This is a genomic window from Salinibacterium sp. G-O1, assembly GCF_030063305.1.
In the GTDB taxonomy this organism is placed as follows: Bacteria; Actinomycetota; Actinomycetes; order Actinomycetales; family Microbacteriaceae; genus Rhodoglobus.
Map to the genome: position 1 here is coordinate 851,178 of NZ_JASISV010000002.1, position 21,577 is coordinate 872,754.

General features: G+C 65.0%; 22 protein-coding genes. 4 read left to right on the forward strand and 18 right to left on the reverse strand.

Annotation, left to right across the window (positions count from 1 at the left end; genetic code table 11):
• Positions 1-18: 18 nt before the first annotated feature.
• The 3 genes from QMG83_RS10540 to QMG83_RS10550 are packed head-to-tail and all read right to left on the reverse strand — an operon-like array spanning position 19 to position 3,107.
• Positions 19-441, reverse strand: coding sequence for a hypothetical protein (locus QMG83_RS10540; RefSeq protein ID WP_283505315.1), 423 nt, complete (start codon positions 439-441; stop codon positions 19-21).
• Between the two features lie 3 nt (positions 442-444).
• Complete coding sequence (locus QMG83_RS10545) at positions 445-1,362, reverse strand: co-chaperone YbbN (RefSeq protein ID WP_283505316.1); 918 nt, start codon at positions 1,360-1,362, stop codon at positions 445-447.
• Complete coding sequence (locus QMG83_RS10550) at positions 1,359-3,107, reverse strand: DUF8094 domain-containing protein (protein WP_283505317.1); 1,749 nt, start codon at positions 3,105-3,107, stop codon at positions 1,359-1,361. Before QMG83_RS10550 ends, QMG83_RS10545 begins: the two co-directional genes overlap by 4 nt.
• 301 nt (positions 3,108-3,408) lie before the next feature.
• Between QMG83_RS10550 and QMG83_RS10555 the strand changes: the two genes are divergently transcribed.
• Both QMG83_RS10555 and QMG83_RS10560 read left to right on the forward strand, forming a co-directional pair.
• Entirely contained in the window at positions 3,409-5,325 is a 1,917-nt protein-coding gene (locus tag QMG83_RS10555) for a coiled-coil domain-containing protein (protein WP_283505318.1), read from the forward strand.
• 32 nt (positions 5,326-5,357) lie between these two features.
• Positions 5,358-6,419 (forward strand): AI-2E family transporter, encoded by a 1,062-nt coding sequence (locus QMG83_RS10560; protein ID WP_283505319.1) that lies wholly within the window; start codon positions 5,358-5,360, stop codon positions 6,417-6,419.
• Between the two features lie 8 nt (positions 6,420-6,427).
• Here QMG83_RS10560 and QMG83_RS10565 read toward each other — a convergent pair whose 3' ends face one another.
• From QMG83_RS10565 to rpsB, 9 genes are all read right to left on the reverse strand, one after another.
• The gene (locus QMG83_RS10565) at positions 6,428-7,162 is read right to left on the reverse strand and encodes an alpha/beta hydrolase (RefSeq protein ID WP_283505320.1); all 735 of its coding nucleotides are present in this window, start codon (positions 7,160-7,162) and stop codon (positions 6,428-6,430) included.
• An 11-nt stretch (positions 7,163-7,173) separates the two neighbouring features.
• Positions 7,174-7,473, reverse strand: coding sequence for an Rv1322 family protein (locus QMG83_RS10570; RefSeq protein WP_283505321.1), 300 nt, complete (start codon positions 7,471-7,473; stop codon positions 7,174-7,176).
• 62 nt (positions 7,474-7,535) lie between these two features.
• Positions 7,536-8,213 (reverse strand): aggregation-promoting factor C-terminal-like domain-containing protein, encoded by a 678-nt coding sequence (locus QMG83_RS10575; RefSeq protein WP_283505322.1) that lies wholly within the window; start codon positions 8,211-8,213, stop codon positions 7,536-7,538.
• Positions 8,214-8,259: 46 nt separating this feature from the next.
• Complete coding sequence (locus QMG83_RS10580; protein WP_283505323.1) at positions 8,260-8,811, reverse strand: DivIVA domain-containing protein; 552 nt, start codon at positions 8,809-8,811, stop codon at positions 8,260-8,262.
• Positions 8,812-8,856: 45 nt separating this feature from the next.
• Positions 8,857-9,732 carry a phosphatidate cytidylyltransferase gene (locus QMG83_RS10585; protein WP_283505324.1) on the reverse strand — a complete coding sequence of 292 codons (876 nt, stop codon included), beginning with the start codon at positions 9,730-9,732 and terminating at the stop codon, positions 8,857-8,859.
• Entirely contained in the window at positions 9,732-10,283 is a 552-nt protein-coding gene (frr, locus tag QMG83_RS10590; protein ID WP_283505325.1) for a ribosome recycling factor, read from the reverse strand. The genes QMG83_RS10585 and frr overlap by 1 nt, the downstream gene beginning before the upstream one ends.
• A 72-nt stretch (positions 10,284-10,355) precedes the next feature.
• A complete protein-coding gene (gene pyrH / locus QMG83_RS10595) occupies positions 10,356-11,069 on the reverse strand; it encodes a UMP kinase (RefSeq protein ID WP_283505326.1) in 714 nt (237 codons plus the stop codon).
• A gap of 149 nt (positions 11,070-11,218) precedes the next feature.
• The gene (tsf, locus tag QMG83_RS10600) at positions 11,219-12,046 is read right to left on the reverse strand and encodes a translation elongation factor Ts (protein WP_283505327.1); all 828 of its coding nucleotides are present in this window, start codon (positions 12,044-12,046) and stop codon (positions 11,219-11,221) included.
• 52 nt (positions 12,047-12,098) lie between these two features.
• Positions 12,099-13,124, reverse strand: a complete 1,026-nt coding sequence (gene rpsB, locus QMG83_RS10605; protein ID WP_283505328.1) for a 30S ribosomal protein S2 — start codon at positions 13,122-13,124, stop codon at positions 12,099-12,101.
• Positions 13,125-13,434: 310 nt separating this feature from the next.
• On the opposite strand from rpsB, the gene QMG83_RS10610 reads away from it, so the two are divergent.
• Complete coding sequence (locus tag QMG83_RS10610) at positions 13,435-13,911, forward strand: M23 family metallopeptidase (protein ID WP_283505329.1); 477 nt, start codon at positions 13,435-13,437, stop codon at positions 13,909-13,911.
• On the opposite strand, the gene QMG83_RS10615 is transcribed toward QMG83_RS10610, so the two are convergent.
• The gene (locus QMG83_RS10615) at positions 13,863-16,010 is read right to left on the reverse strand and encodes an MMPL family transporter (protein WP_283505330.1); all 2,148 of its coding nucleotides are present in this window, start codon (positions 16,008-16,010) and stop codon (positions 13,863-13,865) included. The genes QMG83_RS10610 and QMG83_RS10615 overlap by 49 nt on opposite strands.
• A gap of 60 nt (positions 16,011-16,070) precedes the next feature.
• Between QMG83_RS10615 and QMG83_RS10620 the strand changes: the two genes are divergently transcribed.
• Entirely contained in the window at positions 16,071-16,532 is a 462-nt protein-coding gene (locus QMG83_RS10620) for a MarR family winged helix-turn-helix transcriptional regulator (RefSeq protein ID WP_283505331.1), read from the forward strand.
• Here the strand turns inward: QMG83_RS10620 and QMG83_RS10625 are convergent.
• Genes QMG83_RS10625 through QMG83_RS10645 form a run of 5 tightly spaced genes read right to left on the reverse strand, consistent with a single transcriptional unit; the run spans position 16,529 to position 21,549 of the window.
• Positions 16,529-17,437: a tyrosine recombinase XerC gene (locus QMG83_RS10625; protein ID WP_283505332.1), complete on the reverse strand. Its 909-nt coding sequence runs from the start codon at positions 17,435-17,437 to the stop codon at positions 16,529-16,531. The two genes, QMG83_RS10620 and QMG83_RS10625, sit on opposite strands and share 4 nt — an antisense overlap.
• On the reverse strand, positions 17,434-18,369 hold the full coding sequence (locus QMG83_RS10630) for a phosphodiesterase (protein WP_283505333.1): 936 nt from the start codon (positions 18,367-18,369) through the stop codon (positions 17,434-17,436). Before QMG83_RS10630 ends, QMG83_RS10625 begins: the two co-directional genes overlap by 4 nt.
• Before the next feature lie 9 nt (positions 18,370-18,378).
• Positions 18,379-19,638 (reverse strand): DNA-processing protein DprA, encoded by a 1,260-nt coding sequence (gene dprA, locus QMG83_RS10635; protein ID WP_283505334.1) that lies wholly within the window; start codon positions 19,636-19,638, stop codon positions 18,379-18,381.
• Positions 19,639-19,640: 2 nt separating this feature from the next.
• Positions 19,641-21,176 (reverse strand): YifB family Mg chelatase-like AAA ATPase, encoded by a 1,536-nt coding sequence (locus tag QMG83_RS10640; RefSeq protein WP_283505563.1) that lies wholly within the window; start codon positions 21,174-21,176, stop codon positions 19,641-19,643.
• A gap of 16 nt (positions 21,177-21,192) precedes the next feature.
• The gene (locus tag QMG83_RS10645; RefSeq protein ID WP_283505335.1) at positions 21,193-21,549 is read right to left on the reverse strand and encodes a YraN family protein; all 357 of its coding nucleotides are present in this window, start codon (positions 21,547-21,549) and stop codon (positions 21,193-21,195) included.
• Positions 21,550-21,577: the final 28 nt, after the last annotated feature.

Sequence of the window (21,577 nt, forward strand, 5' to 3'; positions counted from 1 at the left end):
CGCGCTGTCGGCCCGTCGTCAGGATTGCTGTCGGCGCGGTCGGCGTCGTCCGCCAGGCGGCGTGCCAGCGGTGATCCCCGCGGGTACCGTGAGCATTCCGCTGAGGAGTGAACGTCGGATGCCACCATCCGGCGTCTCGTTTCGCGGCCGGATGACGGCTCCCGTGCGATAGTCGCGCAACTCGAAGCCCTCGAAGTCGTACAGCGTGGAGTATCCGGCTTCCTTCTCGGCCGCCACCGAAGCCGATTGGCGGCGTCCTACCCACCACACCACCACCGCGGCAACGACCACGAGCACGGCAGTGGTGGCGGCGAGCGCCGGGCTGTCCACCGACCGCGAGCCGCCCAGCACGAGGATCAGGATGATCGCCACCAGCGTGACGAGCAGCACGAGCCGTCGGCGCAGCTCCCACCGACCCGCTGAGACTGGTGCGCGGTCCATGGGTTAGTACAGCAGGAGTGTGAGTCGCCGACGAGCAACGCCCACGCGCTCGTCGTCCGCTCCGGCGATCTCGAAGTAGTCGAGGATCCTCGCGCGCACCCGATTCTTGCCGTCAGCGTCGAGGCATGGGAAGAGGTCGAGCAGCCGGGCGAAGGCGTCATCCAGATGTCCACCTGCCACGTCGAGGTCGGCGACAGCGAGTTGAGCGTCGACGTCGGTGACGGATGCGGCCGCCGCGGCGCGCACGGCCTCAGCCGTCGTGCCGTCGAGTCTGGCCAACAGCGACACCTGGGCAAGTCCCGCAACGGCAAGGCTGTCGCGGGGGTTCTGAGCGATGGCCGTCTCGTACTCTTTGATCGCGGTCGCGAAGTCGCCGGCAGAGATCGCGTCAAACGCCTCCTGATGGTGCGGAGGCAGGGGCTCTTCGACCGGCTCGGCGTCGACGGCAGCCTCATCGGGAACCTGGATCGACCCTGTCACGTTGTTCTGAGCAGCAAGCTGCAGCACCTGGTCCATGATCTCGCGCAGCTCCGGTTCGGCGAGGACACCCGTGAACAACTGCACGGGACGGCCGCCGACCACGGCCGCGACGGTCGGAACCTGCTGCACCTGGAACGCCTGCACGAGCTGCGGGTTGGTGGACGCATCCACCGTCACCAGCACGAATCGGCCACCGTATTGCGTCACGAAGTCTGCAAGCGACGCCTCGACTCCCTGGCCGTAGAACTCGACAATGACGGGGACTGTCGATGAGAGCTCGAGAACCTCGGTGAACGTCGAGTCAGTCGATGACCTCACCACCCCGCCAGCGGCGGGCGCCTGGGCGCCTGGGGCTCCGGGAGCGGGCGACGCCGGTCGCACGAGAGACGACAGGTCTACCGCCCCGCGCAGGTTGGCGCCGTTCAGCGGTGCGTTGGTCATCCGATCTCCCCAGCTTTAACGAGCCCCTGGGTGTACCCCAGCAGGACGATCTTTTCGCCGCTGCCCGTGGGCGGCATGTAGAACAACAACTGGTCACCGTAGGTGGCGACCACTCCCTTAGAGCTGACGGCGAGCCCGGAGAGTGCCTTGACCTGGCCCGAGGTGTTCACCGCGGCGCCCTCCTCGATCGGTGCCACGGTGGTGGTCTCGTTGAGGTTGACGACGATCAGGGCACCGGCGTCGTTTGTTGCAAGCGAAATGGCGTCGGCCTCCCCAATTCCGCTGGCGAACGCGACACTGGCCGTCGTCGGCAGGGCTTGGCGCACTGACTCTTTGTATGCGGGGCCCACCGCGGTTCGCAGGCTGTCACCCTCCGCCTCGAACTGGTCGTAGAACTCGCTGTCGACATCCTTGTCGAGGATGTCTGCGTAAGCGAGCGCGATCTCGGTTGGAGTCAGTCGCAGTACCGGGCTGTCGGGGAGCAGGCGCGCTGCGCCAACGTCGGCCTGAGCGACATCCGGGATCTTCTGCGATGGTTCGAGGGTCACCGCGTACATCACCTTGTATGGCTCGCGCGCATCGGCCTGCTCGAGGAACAGCGCGATCGACGGAATCGTGTCGTCGGTGTCATCCTGAATCACGGCGAAAACCGTGCGCGGCCAGGTATCGGTCTGCTGCGGAAGCGTCAGCTTCACGGGGCCAGCCGGGATTGCCGGCAGGGTGGCGAGAGTGGGATCGGCCGAAACGATCGCGTAGTTGGCGGTTCGAAGCTCCAGGGCTGCCCCATCGAAACGCGTGGCAAGCAGCGTTGCGTCCTTCGCTTCGTCGGCAGCCGCGGCGACCTTCGATACGTCCGCGATGATGCGCTCCGCCTGTGAGACGGTGACGGCCGGAGGGTCTGCAACGGCCGCAGCGGTCGTTGCCGATGCGCTCGGAGTGGGCTTGCTGGAGGCGTTCTCGGTGGTGAGAACGCCCGAGGTGCAGCCGCTGAGCACGAGAGTTCCGGCAAGCAACAGCGGAGCAGCGATCATGCCGCGACCGAGCGAGCGCCGGCCGACGGCAGGCTTCGCAATCGACTTGCGGGGCAGCTTGTAGCTTGGCTTCTTCGGAACCTTGGGCATCTTGAGCTGTTTGCGTCGGGGGCCACGCAACTTGCGCATGTGGGTGATGGCCCAGAGCAGGAAGAGCAGCCCGAGCAGCAGCGCCACGGCACCGCCCACGATCAGCGGACCCGAGAAAGGCGTGGCGTTGTCGAGCGGCCACGCAAGGCTGACGGTTCCCGCCGCCGGCTCCACACCATCTGACACCACGACGAAGGAGAAGTCTGACGGCACGCTGACACGAAGGGACAGCTCACGATCACGCTCGTACTCGTTCAGCCAGAGGTCGGAACCCGCCGGGTTCGGAACTTCGGACTCGGCGCCACGAACGAGAGTGTCCGTCAACTCAAGCGTCTCGGGGTCGAAGCCGATCTCATTGTGGGTGGTGTCCCCCACCCATGCCAGGACGTCGGTGGTGCGCCCGTAGGCGGCAAAAATCTTGTCGGCGCCCGAGATGGTCAGCGACTGGTTGCCGTCGTACGCGTTGAGCGCAGCCCCGTCGATGACGGTCACCGCGGATTTTGTCGACACCGAGGTCGTCAGCACCGCCTGATCGGGCTCGGCAAAGACTGTGCGCTGCGCGATTCCAGCGCCGATCATGACGGCGGCGAGCACAAAACTGATGATGGCGAGAACAAATCGCACGAACTTACTCCTTTCGCACTACCCAGCCAGACATCAGTCCGGACACCCTCCGCCACGGGAAGCGGATGCTCGCACTCGGGGCGAGAGGAGGGGCTCCCCGATGCGGGGAGTAGTAGCAACAAAGACGTTCAAGAATAGCGGATGCGGCCGGGTGCGTCTAACGGTTCGTCTGGGAATCTCCCGCACGTTTCCCGAGTAATTTTGTGATGAATCATCATGTTCTTGCGCGTTCCCCCGCGATTCCGGGCGTAGCGCAACACGCTAAACTCTCACCGTTACCCACACGTTCCAAGGAGATGTCATGGCCGCAGACGACACCACTTTCGGCACAGAACTGCGCGGCTATAAGAAGGAAGAGGTCGACAGGGCTGTTCAGCAGCTGCGTGCCGAGCTCATCAAAGCGAACTCAGGTCGCAGTGACTCAGCCAAAGAGGTCAAGCGCCTCCTTGCAGTCAACGAAGATCTTCAGGCCGAGCTCGACGAGAGCGGAAGCCCGACCTATGCCGGGTTGGGTACCAAGCTCGAGAACACCCTCCGTGTCGCAGAAGAGCAGTCGACCAAGCTGATCAGCCAGGCCGATATCGACGCCGAGAAGCTGCGAACCACCACGGCCTCTGAGGTCGCGAAACTTAAAGCAGACGCACAACTGGAGGTCGCCCGGGCATCAGACGCCGCAGCGGAGGCCGCGAATCTTCTGCTGAGTGAGGCACGGACAGAGGCTGACGCAATGGTCTCCGCTGCGCGAGCAGACGCAGATGCAATGACTCAGGATGCGATGCGCGAGGCCGGCGCCATTCGAGGAGCGGTAGCCACTGAAGCTGCAGAACTTCGCACCACATCAAAGCGTGAGGCGGCGGCGGTGCGCGCGCAGGCCGACCACGAAGCTGCAGAGCTCACCGCGACCGCAAGCCGGGAAGCCGCAGAGGCTCGAGAGCTCGCCGCCCAGCTCTCCCGGGACTCCGAACTGGGGCGCGCAACGTTCGAGAACGAGAACGCCACCCTGCGCGCCGACCTTGCCCGCGACATCGAGCAGGGTCGCACCGACCTGGAGCGAGAGCTTGCGACAGGCAGAGCCGAGCTCGCGGCGGAGATCGCCACGGCGCGCGAGTCGTTCGACCACGAGATTGCCGCCCAGCGCGAGAAGCTCGCCAACGACACCGCTCGCGACCAGGATCAACTGCGGATCGACACCGATTCCGCACAGGCAACTCTTGAGGCCGAGACCCAGGCGGCCCACGCGGCACTGGCGGCCGAGACAGAAGCTGCCCGTGCATCGCTTGATTCCCAGACGGAGGCTGCTCGCGCCGCGCTGGAGTCTGCCACAGCCAACACCAGGGCCACGCTCGAGGCCGAAGCAGCGACAACTCGCGCGGCGTTTGAGACCGAGTCCTCCGCGGCGTGGGCAGCGCTCGAGGCCGAGACGACCACCGCTCGCGCAGCGCTGGAGAGCGACACGACTACGGCGCGAATCGCGCTCGAGGCCGACACGAAGACCGCGCACAACAAACTCGCCAAGAACATGGCGGCGGCGCAGGCTGCACTCGACGCGGACACCGCAGAGAAGCTGGCCAGCCTGCACGCGGAGATCACCGAACAGCGTGCAGCACTCGATGCCGAAATTTCTGAGGCTCGCGCGGCACTCACGCACGACATCGACAAGCAGACGGCCGATCTCGCGCGCGAGATCGAACGTCAGCGTGCCGAGCTTGCGGCCGAGACGGAGACCACCCGTGCCGCACTCGCTCACGAGACCGAGGAAGCACGATCGACTCTGGCCACTCGCACCGAGCAGGACCGCATCGACCACGAACTCGACATGACGGAGCGTCGCGACCGCGCCGAGAAGGAGTTCCTGGCGAAGCACCAGGAGGCGAGCACCCAGACACAGAAGTATCTGGAGGAGGCACAGGCGCAACTCGCCGAGATCATCCGCCAGACCGACACCAAACGCCAACAGGCGAGCACGCTTGACTCGACGTCCAAGTCTGCCGCCAAGAAGACCCGGGATTCTGCGGCCGCGAACGCCAAAGAGGTGCTCGACAACGCCGAGACTCGCGCTGCGGCGATGATCGCCGACGCAGAGAAGCGCAGTTCTGAGCTCGTGTCTGAAGCGGAAGAGCGCCTCGCGAAGATTATGCTCGAACGAGACACGGTGGCCGGTTACCTCGAGAACCTCCGCGGTGTCCTGCAGCAGGCAGAGAAGATGTCTGCTGGCTAGTTCGACCTTTCGCCGACGACTGAAGGACAGCCGTGAAGATCCATAGCCCGTTCCTCTTCGGCCTGCTCGGCGGACTCGGAGTGCTCGTTGCCCTCGGTATTGGCGCAACGATCGGCTCCCTTGCCACGATCCTGACCTACATCGGCGCCGCGTTGTTCCTCGCGCTCGGTCTGGATCCATTGGTCACCTGGCTCGAGAAGCAGAAGTTCCCGAGGCCGTTGGCTATCGCAACAGTCCTCGTGGCCGTGCTCGGGGTGTTCACTGGGCTCGTATTCGCCATCATCCCCGTCATCACGGAGCAGGTTCAGACCGCCGTCGAGGCGACCCCTGACCTGATCACCTCCTTCAACGACGGAACTCTCAGGGCCAACATCGAGCAGGTCGTTCCCTGGTTCGACGTGCAAGGGGCGCTGGATGGCCTTCAGGGCTGGCTGAATACCCTCGACTTCACGAGCATCGGCGGTGGCGTGCTCAGCGTTGGCCTCGGCATTGCCACGGGAGTCACCGGCGCCATCATCGTGCTGATCCTGACCATCTACTTCGTCTCGTCACTCACCGGCCTCAAGCGGGGCCTGTACCAGCTCGTGCCAGCATCAAAGCGGCCCAGCTTCATCGATCTCGCCGAGCAGGTGGCTGCTGCGGTTGGACGCTACGTCATCGGGCAGGGATCACTCGCTCTCGTGAACGGCGTGCTGTCATTCCTTGTGCTCACGCTGATCCTCCCGCTGTTCGGATTCCCGGTGAAGTACTCGGCTCTGCTCGCGTTCATTGCCTTCCTCGGGTCGCTGATTCCGCTCGTCGGAACGGTGTCCGGTTCGATAATCATCACCCTGCTCGTTCTGCTGTTCAACGGCCCGCCGAGCGTGATCGCCGTGGGGATCTACTACCTCGTCTACATGCAGGTCGAGGCGTACATCCTGAATCCCCGGATCATGGCGAGAGCCGTCAAAATTCCCGGCGCGATCGTCGTGATTGCGGCTCTCGCCGGCGGAACCCTGATGGGAATCCTCGGCGCGCTCATCGCCATCCCGGTGGCAGCGGCGATCATGCTGATCATCAACCAGGTGTTCGTGCCGCGGCAAAACGAGCTCTAGGCGCGAACTCAGCCGTTCCAGAGGGTCGGCAGTGGCAGAACCCCGGGGTTGAGGCGTGCGACGACCTCAGACAGCACCCGGTACGTCTGCTCCTCCCCCACCCAGAGGTGCTTGCCGCCGTCGACGGCCACGAGTTCCAGGTGCGGGATTCCCGCGAACGCGACAGCCGCCTCAGTGGGTTTCAGGTAGTCATCGAACTCGGGGATCAGTGCGACCATCGTGGTACCCGAGCCTGCCCACGCCGCCAGGTCGGCCTGGGTGGTCGTGCGCAACGGCGGCGAAAGCAGGATGATGCCATCGACGGGATAGTCGCGGCCGTGGGTAAGCACGACGTCGGTTCCGAATGACCAACCCAGCAGCCACGGATTCGGCAGGCCGCGCTGAATGACGAACGACATCGCCGCGTCAAGATCGTGTCGTTCGTCGATGCCGTGCCCAAACTCGCCCTCCGAGGTGCCTCGAGGCGACGTGACTCCCCTGAAGTTGAACCTGAGCACGGCGATATCGGCCAGGGCCGGCAACCGCGCCGCAGCCTTGCGGAGGATGTGCGAATCCATGAACCCGCCGGCGGTGGGCAATGGATGAAGCGTCAGGAGGGTCGCGACAGGCTCGGCATTGAGCGGCAGCGCAAGCTCGCCCACGAGGGTCAACCCGTCGTCGGTGTGCAGCACGATCTCCTCGCGGCGCGCGGGAAGTTCCACCCCGCCGCGGATCTCGATCGACGCCGCGCCGTTGTCATTCATGGGGTCATCTTTCATGATTTCGTCTTCCAGCAGTGCAGGTGCCAGTGTCTGCGGGCCGCGAGGTCGTTCGCTTCGCCCATGATCCCGTCGGCGCGCCACGTCACGGTGTGCGCGACCCCTGGAGCGATCTCGAGCCCGCATCCCGGGCATAGGTAGGACTTGGTCGCGCCGACCGCCGACAGCGGCTGTACGTTCCAGATCCCGTCGCGCTTGTCTTCGGTGCGCCGCATTCCCGCCAGCGCACGTGACAGGTCTGGCTCGTCGTCTTCTCTGCCCGAACGGCGACCGCGTGGGCGATTGGAACGGGGCATCCCTCCACTGTAGGCGAGGGTAACCTCGTGCGGAATCTGAACCCCACCCGACGCTACCTGCGTCAGTACCAGCCGTTGTTCTCCGAGTGCTCCCACGCGCCACAGGGCGTGCTGTACCGGCTCGTGATGTAGCTGAGGCCCCAGGAGATCTGGGTGGCTGGGTTTGTCGCCCAGTCGGCGCCAGCCGAGGCCATCTTGTCGCCTGGCAGCGACTGCGGGATGCCGTACGCGCCGCTCGACGCGTTGTAGGCGTAGATGTTCCAGCCGGACTCTCTGTTCCAGAGCGCAACGAGACAGCTGTATTGGTCGTCGCCCATGCCCATTGACTGGAGCATGGACTGGGCGATGGCCTGCGCGCTGCCGGGGTCTGGCACGCCCGCCGCGGGAGCGCCCGAGGACGCCGGTGAGGATGCTTCGACCACGACAGGTTCTACGACCACAGGAACCGGATCAGTGATGGAGAAGACATCGCGGCTGGCGACCGTGGTCGGTTCACCGGCGACGATGACCGACTGCAGCTCGACAGTTTGGACAGCGGCGGGAGCCACGATTGTTCCGAAGTTGGAGGCCGATGTCGATGACGCCGAGGGCGGCGCAAGAGTGACGGCGATGAAGGCGAAAATGGCCAGGGACGCGAAGATTGGCAGCGACCACGAGGTGCGAGTGTGGCGTCCTGAAACGTCTCCGCCAGCGCTCTTCAGCTGCGCACGAAGTTCGTCTATCCGAGAATGTCTACCCACGATTATGAAATTTTAGACCAGAAAGCTGGGAAAGTCGCGTGCGTGCCTATTTAACCGCAAGCATGACGTCGATTACCGAGTCAAGCAGCAGGTCAACCTGTTGTTCGTTATAGCCCCGTTTGACCGTGCGAAAGACGACTGTTCGCACCTGATCCACCGTCAGCGGGCGGCCGTGCTGGAAGTAGCCGATCATGCGCTCAGCGAAGGCATCCACATCTTTCGGCTGGTAGCCCGTGGTCAACGGACCGACCCTGGAAAACTTGTGCCCCTCATCCCGTGCCAGCCTGTCGAGAACCGTCTGGGCGGAGCTTCTCGCCTTCGCATACCATGCGGCGCCGCCCTCCTGAGCGATCACCCGCTCCCGCTCCCTCAACGCAAAGGCGTCTTCGAGCCGCTCGAGCGCCGCGTCGACGTGAGTCGTCGAGTATCCGCCCTTCTGCATGGCGAACGCCATGGTGCGAATGGTCTCGGCGTCCAGCACATTAGGCCGGTCGGCAGCGGCCGTGTACGCACGACGAGCCTCTTCGAGGAAGTCTTCGACCTGGTCGACGTTATAGCCGAGCCTTGACTTGCGGCTCCGAGGGAAAGTTGTGCTCACCCCTCCATTGTGCCCGAGGTGCCGCGGTGATTCCTGACGACAGGCCTAGGTGAAGATCAGGAACAGAGCGTATGCAGCCGCGCCGGACAGCAATGACGAGTCAACGCGGTCGAGAAAGCCGCCGTGACCGGGCAGCCAGGTGCTGATGTCTTTGATCCCGAGATCGCGTTTGATGAGCGATTCGGCCAGATCTCCCGCGGTCGCGGTCAGCACGAGCACCGCGCCGAGGATGACGCCCACCCACCACGGCTGTCCCAGCATGAAAATGGCGGTCAGGATGCCAGCGATCGTCGCCGCGGCGACGGAACCAGCGAAGCCCTCCCAGGTCTTCTTGGGACTGATGGTGGGCGCCATCGGATGCTTTCCGAAGGTCAGGCCCGTCGCGTACGCGCCGATGTCAACAGACACCACCACGATCAGGAACGAGAGCGTCCACCACTGTCCGCCATCCTGAGCGGTCAGCAGCACCGTGAAGCCCGCCATGAAGGCGATGTAGATCATCACGAGGGCGCCAGCGCCGAGGTCGAGCAGAACTTCGCGGGCCGACGACCGAGCCGAGGGCCTGGCCAGCTCTACGAGCCGCCAGACCGCGATCAGTGCGATGCCGGCGATGGTCACGAGCCAGTGGCCTGTCGCCAGCCAGTAGAACGCCGCGGGCACGACGGCCAGGGCTGCGATGAGCGCAGGGACCCGAGGAACCCGCCGGCCGGCGAATCGCAGAGCACTCGCCAGCTCCCAGGCCGTGAAGCCAACGAGCGCTCCAGCGAAGATCATGTAGAGCTCTTTGACGATCACGAGGCTCGCCACGAGGGCGAGTCCGAGCGCTAACCCAACGACTATCGCGCGAACAAGGGGCCGACCCGTTCGCGCGTTAATCTTGTCGTTGGTGGCGCGAACCTGCGCCTCAAAATCGCTTGCCATCAGACCTCGAGCAACTCAGCTTCCTTGCGCTTCAGGGCGTCATCAATCGCGTCGACGTGCTGCTTGGTTGCCGCTTCGAGATCCTTCTCGGCACGAGCAATCTCGTCTTCGCCGACCTCTTTCAGGCCGTCGAGGTCGTCTTTCGCCTTGCGGCGGATGTTGCGGAGGCTCACGCGAGCCTGCTCGGCCTTGTCGCGCACAATCTTGACGAACTCGCGACGACGCTCTTCGTTGAGCTCGGGCAGAGTTGCGCGAATGACGTTGCCATCGTTGCCGACGCTGGCACCGAGGTTGGATGCACCCACGATGGCCTTCTCGATGTCTTTGAGCGCGCTCTTGTCGTACGGCGTGATGAGAAGCGTGCGTGCCTCCTGGTTCACCATCGAGGCGAGCTGCGCGAGCGGGGTCGGGGTTCCGTAGTAGTCGACCAGAACGCGCTGGAACAGAGCGGGGTTCGCTCGTCCCGTTCGCACGGTTCCGAAGTCTTCTTTAGCGGCTTCGAGGGCCTTTTGCATCTTCTCTTTGGCTTCTGCCAAAACATCGCTGATCACGGCAACTCCTTTGCGTCGTGCTCAAGTTTAGAGGGAGAGCAGCCAGAGACATGCCAGCCCCACTGCTGAAAACTAGTTGGAAACCAGAGTTCCGATCCGGTCGCCCCGGATGGCCTTGGTCAGATTGCCCGCAGGCTCCATACCGAACACGACCATGGGCATGGAGTTATCCATGCACAGGCTGAACGCGGTGGAGTCAACAACTTTGAGCCCCTTGACGAGAGCCTCCTGATAGGTGATCTCGTCGATCATCGTCGCGTCAGGGTTGGTGCGTGGGTCCGCGTCGTAGACGCCATCCACCCCGTTCTTCGCCACGAGCACGACCTGTGCATCGATCTCGAGTGCGCGCTGCGCCGCCACCGTGTCTGTGGAGAAGTAGGGCAGCCCTGCGCCAGCGCCGAAGATCACGACGCGGCCCTTCTCAAGGTGTCGCTCCGCACGACGCGGGATGTACGGCTCAGCGACCTGGGTCATCGAAATGGCCGACTGCACCCGGGTTGCGGCTCCCGCCTGCTCTAGGAAGTCCTGCAGCGCAAGGGCGTTCATTACGGTACCGAGCATGCCCATGTAGTCCGCGCGGCCGCGATCCATTCCACGCTGGCTGAGTTCGGCGCCGCGGAAGAAGTTTCCCCCACCGACCACGATCGCGATTTCGACCTCAGCGGATGCCGCGGCGATCTCTTTCGCGAGTGCTGAGACCACGTCGGGATTCACCCCGAGGGATCCCCCACCGAATGCTTCACCTGACAGTTTGAGCAAAACGCGGCGTGTGCGCTCCTCGGACATGATTCTCCTTTTGGGGGGGTCAGTGGGCCATGCTCAGGCGGACGGCTCCATACAGGCTATCCTCACGCGCATGCGCCCGGACACAACTCGAGCCTGCCCCGACGATCACCTATGCGGTGATGCGGGACAGGCTCGGAGGTTGATATTGCTTAGGCGCCGACCTTGAAGCGGGCGAACCCGGTCACGTCGATCTTCGCGTCTGCAAGAACCTTGCTGATCGTGAGCTTGTTGTCGCGTGCGTAGTCCTGCTCGAGCAGGGCAACCTGCTTGAGGTAGGCGTTCACACGACCCTCGACGATCTTCGGGAGCGCAGCTTCTGGCTTGCCTTCGCCGCGGCTGATCTCCTCGACGATGCGACGTTCGTTCTCAACGTCAGCGGCCGGGATGTCTTCGCGGGTCAGGTACTGCGGGTCTGCGAACGAGATGTGCTGCGCAATGCTGCGAGCAGTCTCCGCGTCGTCGCCGGTGTACGACAGCACAACGCCGACCTGCGGTGGCAGGTCTTTGTTGGTGCGGTGAAGGTAGACCGAGAACTTGTCGCCGGCGATGCGGATAACGCGACGCAGCTCAACCTTCTCGCCGAGGATTGCCGCCTCGTCGTCGATAACCGCTGCGATGGTCTTGCCATCGGAGTTCACGGCGAGCGCTGCTTCGAGGGTCTCCGCGCCTGAGTCGGCGAGAGCCTTGAGTACAACATTGCCCAGGGCGACGAACTTGTCGCTCTTGGCCACGAAGTCGGTCTCGCACGCGAGTTCGATCATCGTGGTGGCGGTTGCGCTCTCGACGGCGGCGATGAGGCCTTCGCTCGTGGAGCGGTCGGCACGCTTCGCGTTACCCTTCGCACCTTTGAGTCGCAGGATCTCGACGGCCTTCTCGAGGTCGCCCTCGGCTTCGACGAGGGCGTTCTTGGTGTCGACCATGCCGGTGCCGAGGCGCTCGCGCAGGGCCTTGATGTCAGCGAGACTAATGTCTGCCATTGTTCTTCCTCACTCTTGGGAAGGCACTCTCGATCAACGAGAGCGCCAAAGATTACTTTGCGGCTGCTGGCTTCTTGGGGGCTGCCTTTGCAGCGGTCTTCTCAGCAACGGGAGCCTTCTCGGCGTCGGTTGCTTCGGCCTCGATCTTCGCCTCAGTGGCTTCGTCGGACTCGACCTTGTGCTCAGGAACGACGGTCGCGTCAGCGGCGTCCTCCTTCTCGGCGACAACAGCGTCAGCGTCGTTTTCCTCGACGGGAGCGGCGGCAGGCTCTTTGGCCTCGGCGCCAGCCTCGGTCGACGCGGTCTCGGAAGACTCGGTCTCGGACGATGCGAGAAGCTCAGCTTCCCACGCGGCCAGCGGCTCGACCTCGGCACCATCTTCGGGCTTCTGGTGACGCTGGATGAGGCCCTCGGCTGCTGCGTCGGCGATGATGCGGGTCAGCAGGCCAACCGAGCGGATGGCGTCGTCGTTGCCCGGGATCGGGTACTGGACGTCGTCCGGGTCGCAGTTGGTGTCGAGGATCGCGATGACGGGGATGTTGAGCTTGTGCGCCTCGTCGATGGCGAGGTGCTCCTTTTTGGTGTCAACGATCCACACAGCAGAAGGGGTCTTCGTCAGGTTACGGATACCACCGAGGCTCTTCTGGAGCTTGATGAGCTCGCGCTTCTGGATGAGCAGCTCCTTCTTCGTGAAACCACGCGTGGTGTCGTCGAAGTCGACCTCTTCGAGCTCCTTCATGCGTGCAAGACGCTTGGAGACGGTCTGGAAGTTGGTGAGGAGCCCACCGAGCCAACGCTGGTTGACGTACGGCTGGCCGACGCGCATGGCCTGCTCGGCGATGGAGCCCTGGGCCTGCTTCTTGGTACCGACGAACAGGATGGTTCCGCCGTGAGCGACGGTCTCCTTGACGTAGTCGTAGGTCGCGTCGATGTGCTTGAGCGACTGCTGCAGGTCGATGATGTGGCTGCCCGAACGCTCGGTCAGGATGAAGCGCTTCATCTTCGGGTTCCAACGGCGGGTCTGGTGCCCAAAGTGGACGCCGCTGTCAAGCAGCTGGCGAATGGTTACAACGGCCATGACCGTGCTCCTTCTCGGCACACTGCTTTTTCGCAGTCTCGTGCCATTTCTCAGTTATTCCCGCTACCGGTCGGTGCGGAACCTGGTGCCCGGGCACACAACCGCCTGTTGCCAGGACTGAATGGATGTGGTGGCCGCAAGGTGTTCTGTCCGGAATTCCGGACGAACACGGGCACGCGTAGTCACTCGAATTGCTTCGAGTGCTTCGGAAATGATAGCACCGCTCCCCCACCCGGCGCAGTCACGGGCTTTTGTCCACCGATCGCGGCGGCGAAAGGGCCGGCCCGGCTGGCTCCGCGAACATGAGTGGATGATCCGATCCATCGCCATTCTCGCACTGACGTTACTCGCGCCGGGTTTGATCACCGCGCTCCCACCGCAGCCGGCCTGGCAGTGGCCCGTAGATACGCCGAGGGTGGTGGTGCGACCGTTCATCGCGCCGGCCGGTCCGTACGCGAGCGGTCACCGCGGCATCGACGTGGTCGCCGAGGGCGGCAGGGTTTTCGCCCCTGCGGAGGGAACCGTGCACTTTGCCGGAACCGTCGTCGATCGCCCTGTGCTGTCGATCCGGCACGCCGGGGGCCTGATATCGAGCTTCGAACCCGTGGAGACAACTCTCCGCCAGGGAGACGCCGTGGCGCGGGGTGACCCGATCGGAACGGCTCTGCCCGGTCACTGTTCAGGAACCTGCCTGCATTTCGGGGTTCGCCTGGATGGTGAGTACGTGTCGCCGTTGCTCTACCTGGGCGGAGTCTCCCCGTCCGTGCTGCTGCCGACCAGGAGGTGAGCGTGACGGTCACCCTTACGGTGAGCATGGTGGTGAGCCGGGCGGGCCGGCCACCAGAACTTCTCGCCAGCGATGAACGCCAGTGACGGCACGATGACGGTGCGCACCAGGAGAGTGTCGAGCAGCACACCGATGCAAACGATGATCCCGATCTGGGTGAGGGTGATGAGCGGCAGCACTCCCAGCACCGCGAAGACCGCGGCCAGCAGGATTCCCGCGCTGGTGATGACGCCACCCGTTGACGACAGCGCCCTGATCATTCCCACTCTGGTGCCGTGCTCGACGGCCTCCTCCTTCGCGCGGGTCACCAGGAAGATGTTGTAGTCGACCCCCAGCGCCACCAGGAAGAGGAAGGAGAAGAGCACAACGTTCGTGTCGATGGCCGGGAATCCGAACACGGACTCGAACAGCAACCAGCTCGCACCAAGACTTGCGAAGAAGGAGGCGACCACGGTCGCCAGCAGCAGCAGCGGCGCCACGAACGAGCGAAGCAGCAGCACCAGCACGAGGAAGACCAGCGCCAGGATGAGCGGGATCACGAGATCCTGGTCGGCCGTCTGCGCCGCGTTCACGTCAAGGGTCTGCGCGTCGAGGCCACCGACGATGGCATCGGCCCCATCGATCGAGTGCACGGTGTCGCGGAGAGCCGTGACGGCAGCGAACGATTCGGGGGTTTCTGCCGCGGCATCCAGCACGACGTCGATCTGGGTGATCGTGCCGTCGGTCGCGCCGGGCGTGGCCGAGACGACTCCGTCGACGGAGGCCGCGGCATCCGCCACTTTCTGCGCTGAGTCGTCGTTGGCGATGATCACCACGGGTGATCCGCTGCCGGCAGAGAAGGCGTCGGCCAGCACGTTCTGGCCCACGACCGCCTCAGGAACGGCCGTGAACTTCTCGGTCTGGGCAAGTCCGATGCGAATCTGGGGTACGCCGAGCGCGAGGCCGCCCAGGACGAGCGCGCCGATGATGGCCACCACCACCGGCTTTTTCGAGACCATGGTGCCGAGGCGGTGCCACACGCCGCGCTCGGTGCTGCCCTCAGACCCGAACTTCGGGATGTACGGCCAGAACAGGCCGCGGCCGAACAGCACCAGGGCTGCGGGCAGTACGAACAGGGCGAAGATCATCGCGATGACAACGCCAATCGCGCAGGCGATGCCGAGCGCGCGGTTGCCGTCGAGTTGCGCGAACGCGAGAGTGAGCAGCGCCAGAACGACGGTGCTGCCGCTGGCGATGATCGCCGGTCCGGCGCCGCGGAGCGCCTTCGCCATCGCGGCCCGACGGTCTTCGACGGCGCGCAGTTCATCCCGGTAGCGGGCGATCAGGAGTAGCGCGTAGTTGGTGCCGGCACCAAACACGAGCACGGACAGGATGCCTGTGACCGAGGCGTCGAGGGCAATCCCCAGCAAGGATGCGACCCTGGTCGCCACGATTCCGGCGAGTCCGTCGGCGAGCCCGACCACGATGAGCGGCACGAGCCAGAGCCACGGGCTGCGGTACGTGATCAGGAGCAGGACCGCGACAACGATCACGGTGGTGAGCAGGAGGGTGAAGTCTGCACCCTCGAAGACGGCTGCCACATCGACCGCGAACCCCTCAGGCCCGGTGAGCAAAGCGGTGATGCCGCTGGGCAAGTCGGCGTTAGCGATGGTGCGGATCTCCGCTGCGCGATCGGCCTGCTCCGACACTTCGTCGATCGCTTCGAGAGGAACGACCACCAGGGCGACCGTGCCGTCATCGGAGATGCTGGGCGGCGGAACAAACCCGTCGATGGAAAGATCGGCAAGCTCTGACGTCTTCTCGGTGATCGCTGCGATGTCTGAGTCGCTCAGGATGTCGCGGCTGGAGTCGTCCGCACCCGCGTCGCCAGCGCTCCGGCTGAACACAAGCAGCGCCGCGCTCGCGTCAGACCCCGGGAGGCTCTGTTGCGCATCCGCGACGAGCGACGACTCCGCGCTTTCCGGAAGCCCCACGCCCGGAGAGGATTCGCCTGCTGCGCCCGACCCGATCGAGAAGAGGGTTCCAGCAGCCAGAACGGCTCCCACCAGAAACATCCACGAGGTTCTGTGAGCGGTGATGGCGTGCACTAGGCGATTCATGATCTCTTTCGATTGTCGAAATACTTACTTCTCGAACAAGATAGCGCTAAAGTTGCTGACATGACAACCGCGGAAGAGGGAGTCGCCGGGCGAACCAAGGTTCACCGGGCGACCGAACTGTTGCGCGAACTGATCACGGCCAATGAGGCCTTCACCGAGCACATGGGCCGCCAGCTCTCGGTGAACCCCACCGACCTGAGCGCCATGACCCACCTCATCTCGGGCGGACCCTTGGGTCCTACGGAACTTTCGAGGCGGCTTCAGTTGAGTACAGCCGCGGTCACGACTGTCGTCGACAGGCTCGAGTCGGCAGGCCACGTGCATCGTGCGCAGCATCCCACAGACCGACGATCGGTCGTCATCGTGCCGAGCCCTGCATCCGTGCAGCAGGCCATGGGTGTTCTCATCCCCATGATCACCGGCATCGACAACGTCATCAGTGAGTTTCCTGAGGACCAGCGTGATGTCATCAACGCCTACCTCGAACGCGTGGTCGACGTCTACCAGTCGCAGGTTCCCTAGGCCCGCGGGTGGGCGATGCGGTAGCTCTCCTTCAGCCGCTCCGTCGAGACGTGCGTGTACAGCTGCGTCGTGCCGAGGCTGGCGTGTCCGAGCATCTCCTGCACGGCCCGCAGGTCCGCTCCCCCATCGAGCAGGTGGGTGGCGGCGGTATGGCGAAGCGTGTGCGGTCCGGCGGGTCCCGATCCGGGAAGGTCGGCCAGCAACCCTGAGACGAGGGCGTAGACGGTGCGGTTCGAGAGTCGAGCCCCGCGAGCGCCCACGAAGAGCGCGGCCGAGGTGGTGGCATCCTGGGCAAGTTCGGGCCTGCCCCGACGCAGGTACGCGTCGAGAGCGTCGCGCGCCGGCACCCCGAACGGCACGACCCGTTCCTTGGCACCCTTGCCGAGCACTCGCACGGTCAGCCTGCCCTGATCGACGTCGCCGATCGCCAGCCCCGTCAGTTCGCTGACACGCAGAGCCGAGGCATAGAGCAACTCGACGATGGCGAGGTCGCGCAGCGCCACTGGGTCGTCTGAGCTGGCACGGCCAGCGACCGTCGCGAGAATCGCATCCATCTGGTCGCGGTTCAGCACCCTCGGCAGGTGATGGTCTGATTTCGGCGCCTTGAGCCTGGCTGCGGCATCCGTCGCCGTGGCGTCAGTTCGGGCTAGCCAGGCGGTGAGACTTCGCGTGGACGCTGCCCGTCGAGCGAGAGTGGCCCGGGAAAGACCTTCCTGCGACGAGCTCCACAGCCAGTCGCGCAGCAGTTCGAGGTCGAGGTCCGCGGCCTCGGTCGCGCCCCGCTCGGTGGCGAACGCCGTCAGCCGACCGAGATCAGACCGGTATGACCGCACGGTGTGCTCGCTGAAACCCCGCTCGGTCGCGAGGTGAGCGACGAAGCTTTCGACGGTGAGCTGGAGGGTCATGCCGACCCCGAGCTCTCCTCTTCGGCCATGTTGAAGGTCGAGGTCTTCGACGAGAAGGCTTCTAGGCGCTCTTCGGGCGTCATCGCCTCGAGCTGGGGCAACGCCGACGCCGGGAAGCCGGACACCTCGGTTGTGTCGCCCACGGGGATGATGGAATGAACGAGCTGCTCCTCGTAGACATGCACCACGTTTACCGACTGTCCGAAGTCGACGCCGGAGAGCAGGCGGTCTTCTGCGCTGAGGTCGAGGGTGTAGCAGGTGGCCGACGCCACAGACACGGGTATTCCGGCGAAGGTGCTGTGGGTGGAGTAGTGTAGATGCCCGGCAAGGATGGCCCGTACATCCGTTCCCTTGAGCACTTCCGCCAGTCGTGGCTGGTCGTGAAGCTCAAGCATTCCCATCGCCTCGAGCATCGGAGTGGGAATGGGCGGATGATGGATCGCGAGGATGGTGCCGTGCTTGGCCGGGCTCGCCAGCACGTCGGCCAGCCAGTCGAGCTGGTCGTCGGTGACCTCCCCGTGGTGGTATCCGGGGACGGTGGTGTCGAACGAGATGATGCGCAGTCCGTCGATGTCGTACACCCGGTCCTGCGGCGCATCAGACTCTTCGTCGAAGAGCAGTCGCGAGTATTCGAAACGCTCGTCGTGGTTGCCCATCACCCAGATCACTTGGGCGTTCATGCGGGCGGCGGCCGGCTCGACGATCTCTCTGAGTCTCTCGTAGGCGTCGGGTTCACCCAGGTCGGCCAAGTCGCCGGTGAACACGATCGCCTGCGGCTTCGCGCTCGAGCGTTCGAGCTGCGCCATCGCCAGCCCAAGGTGCTCGATGGTGTTGACCTGCCCGTAGAGTGGGCGGCCCCCACTGAGCAGGTGGGTGTCGCTGATGTGCGCGATGACATGGGATGCCGCTGGATACTGCCCGAGTTGGATCACACGCCCAGACTATTCCGCCGATCCGACAGGCTGGGGTTTCTCGGTGGCTGTGGCGCGTTTTATCCACCCCCGCTCGTTCTCACGTGCGGCTCCATCGAGTTGCATCCGACCAAGTTCGGCCCGCACCTCGGCGATGGCGAGACCGGATCTGGCCGCGATGTCGCTCACAACACGAGGTGATCGCACACTCATGGCGTCTGTGACCCGCGTGCTGGTGGGATTGCTGCTCGCTGATGGGGATTCTGGGGACGCAATCTGGTCAGCATGCTGGGCCCGATCGTCGAGTGGTGCGAGCTCTGCCATCTCGTCGGCGTTCGTCACGCACATTACGTTGCCCTCACGAATCAGCTTGTGGCACCCCGCAGACGCCGCACTCGTTACCGGACCCGGTACCGCGCCGACGGGTCTCGACATGGTCAGCGCGTGATTCGCCGTGTTGAGCGAGCCGGACCGCCAGCCCGCTTCGATCACGATGGTCGCGAGACTGGCCGCAGCAATCAGCCTGTTGCGCTGGAGAAATCGCCAGCGGGTGGGCTGAGAGCCGCACGGTAGCTCAGAGATGGCCATGCCGTGCTCCACGATCCTGCCGAGCAGGGCGTCATGGCCGCTGGGGTAGAAGCGATCCACTCCCCCGGCTAGGAAGGCGATGGTCTGCCCGTGGCTGGCCAGCGCCGCGCGATGCGCCATTCCGTCGATTCCGTACGCCGCTCCCGAAACGATGGCGTAGCCCCGATCCACGAGTCCGGCAGACGCCTCCATCGTGACGTGCTCGCCGTACCCCGTGGCGGCTCTCGCCCCCACGAGCGCGATTGATCGCCCCAGCGACGCGAAGGCTTCCTCGGTGCCCCTCGTCCACAGTGCGAGCGGGCCGGATGGCCCAAGATCCGCGAGCCCGGCGGGCCACAATTCATCGCCAGGAACCCGCAGTCGCACCCCGAACCGTGCGGCCTGGCGGAGAGCAATGATGGTGGGTCCGGACACCAGCCTGGGAGTCCAGCGGGCGAGCGCCGTGGCGATGTCTTCATCGCTGATATTCGTTGATGCGAGACGACCATGGATCGTCTCCACGGGCCAGTGATCGATGATCGCGGTGAGCGCAGCGGGCGCACCGAGCACGGCGATCATCTCGCCCGCGATGCTGTCGCCTGGCTCCGTGATGCCACTCCACGCGGCACGGGCGAATCGCTCCCTGATCTCAGGCAGATCGAGGTCGGCCCCGGCCACCGATCGCACCAACTCGGCGACCTCCGCTTCTTTCAGTCCAAACATGCTCAACTCGAGATCGCCCTCCTGAGGTAGAGCGCCTGGCCGACGTGCGCTTCGGTGGGTGCCGTCGCCCCGTCCAGGTCGCAGATCGTCCACGCAAGACGCAAGACGCGGTCGTAGCCGCGCATGGTTATCCCTCCGCGTTCGAGCGCGCGGTCGATGGATGCGGTGGTCGAGACACCCAGTCGCGTTGCCGGGCCGCGCAGCCACGTGCCCGGCACCTCTGAGTTCACCGACCACGGGGTGCGCGCGAGTCGCTCTGCCGCGACAGCCCGGGCGTCCACCACCCTGCGCCGCGCCTCGGCACTGGAGGTGTGTGAACCCTCGGCCGACAACCGAAGCTGGGCGGCCGTGATGCGCTGCACCCTGAACTGGATGTCAATGCGATCCAACAACGGACCCGACAGTCTGCCGACGTACTTTCTGCGCGAGTTCGGCGGGCAGGTGCACTCCGAGTCGCGAGCGCCGTACTGGCCGCACGGGCAGGGGTTCGCCGCCATCACGAGCTGGAAGCGCCCAGGAAAATGCGCGACGGCGTTCGCGCGATGGATGCTGATCACCCCCGACTCGAGTGGCTGGCGCAGGGCATCCAGAACCGTGCGGGAGAACTCGGGAGCCTCATCGAGAAACAAGACGCCGTGGGATGCCCGTGCCGCAGCCCCCGGTCGAATCTGCCCGCTGCCGCCGCCGACCAGCGCGGCTGCGGTTGCGGTGTGGTGGGGGCTCTCGAGCGGCGGTCGCAGCGTGAGGGAGCCGCCGACCGGCAGCCCGCAGAGCGAGCGGATCGAGCTGACCTCAAGGGCGGCCTCGGCATCGAGGTCCGGCAGCAGCCCGGGCAACCTCGACGCGAGCATGGTCTTGCCGGCGCCGGGCGGCCCGAGCAGGAACACGTGGTGTCCTCCCGCGGCAGCGACGACCATCGCCTCGACGGCGTCGACGTTACCGGCGACGTCGGCGAGATCTCCTGAGTCGGCCGTCAGCTCCTGCGGAGCCGGTCGCAGGATCGCGTCGACCGGTTCCGGCGCGAACTCACCACCGTGCCAGATCGCGGCATCGCGCAGGGAGGCCACCGGGACGATCCTGACGCCGGGCACGAGAGACGCTTCGTCGGCGTTGCCGGTCGCAACCATCACCGTGCTGAACCCGGCCCGGAATGCCGCAAGCACGCACGGGAGGATGCCGTCGATCGGCCGCAACCGACCGTCAAGCCCGAGCTCGCCGATGTGGAGCACCGTGTCGATCGATTCGGACCGGATGGATCCTGCTGCCGCAAGGGCCGCGAGAGCGATCGCGAGATCGAATCCCGAACCGTGCTTCGGAAGGGCGGCAGGTGACAGGTTCACGGTGATTTTACGGTTGGGCAGCGCGCATCCAGAGTTAATGGCCGCTGAGCGCACACGGTCTTTCGCCTCGCCGAGCGCCGCGTCGGGGAGCCCGATCAGCACGAAAGCGGGGAGGTTGCTCGAAATATCTGCTTCGATCTCGACCACGGCTCCCCGCAGGCCGAGCAGCGACACCGACCAGGTGCGGCCGATCGCCATCAGTGCCGCCGCGCCATCAGAACACCCGCTCGAGATGGTCGACTTCCACGTCACCCACGGCGGGCACAATGATGCCCACCGCGTCGATCCGGATGCGGTCGTGGTTGCCGGGGTGCGCCTCGCACCACGCGGCAGCGAGCCGCCGCAAACGAGCAAGCTTGCTCGCCGTGATCGCCTCGAGTGGATGCCCGAACGCCACGCTCGACCGGGTCTTCACCTCGACGAACACGAGTTCGGTGCCGTCTTGCGCCACGAGATCGATCTCGCCCTGCGGGCACCGCCAGTTGCGGTCGACTATCGACAACCCCGCAAGCTCGAGGTACCTCGCTGCCATCGCTTCACCGCGGGTGCCGAGGTCATCTTTCGCTGCCATGCCACGAGAGTGGCGGGTTCGGCGGAGC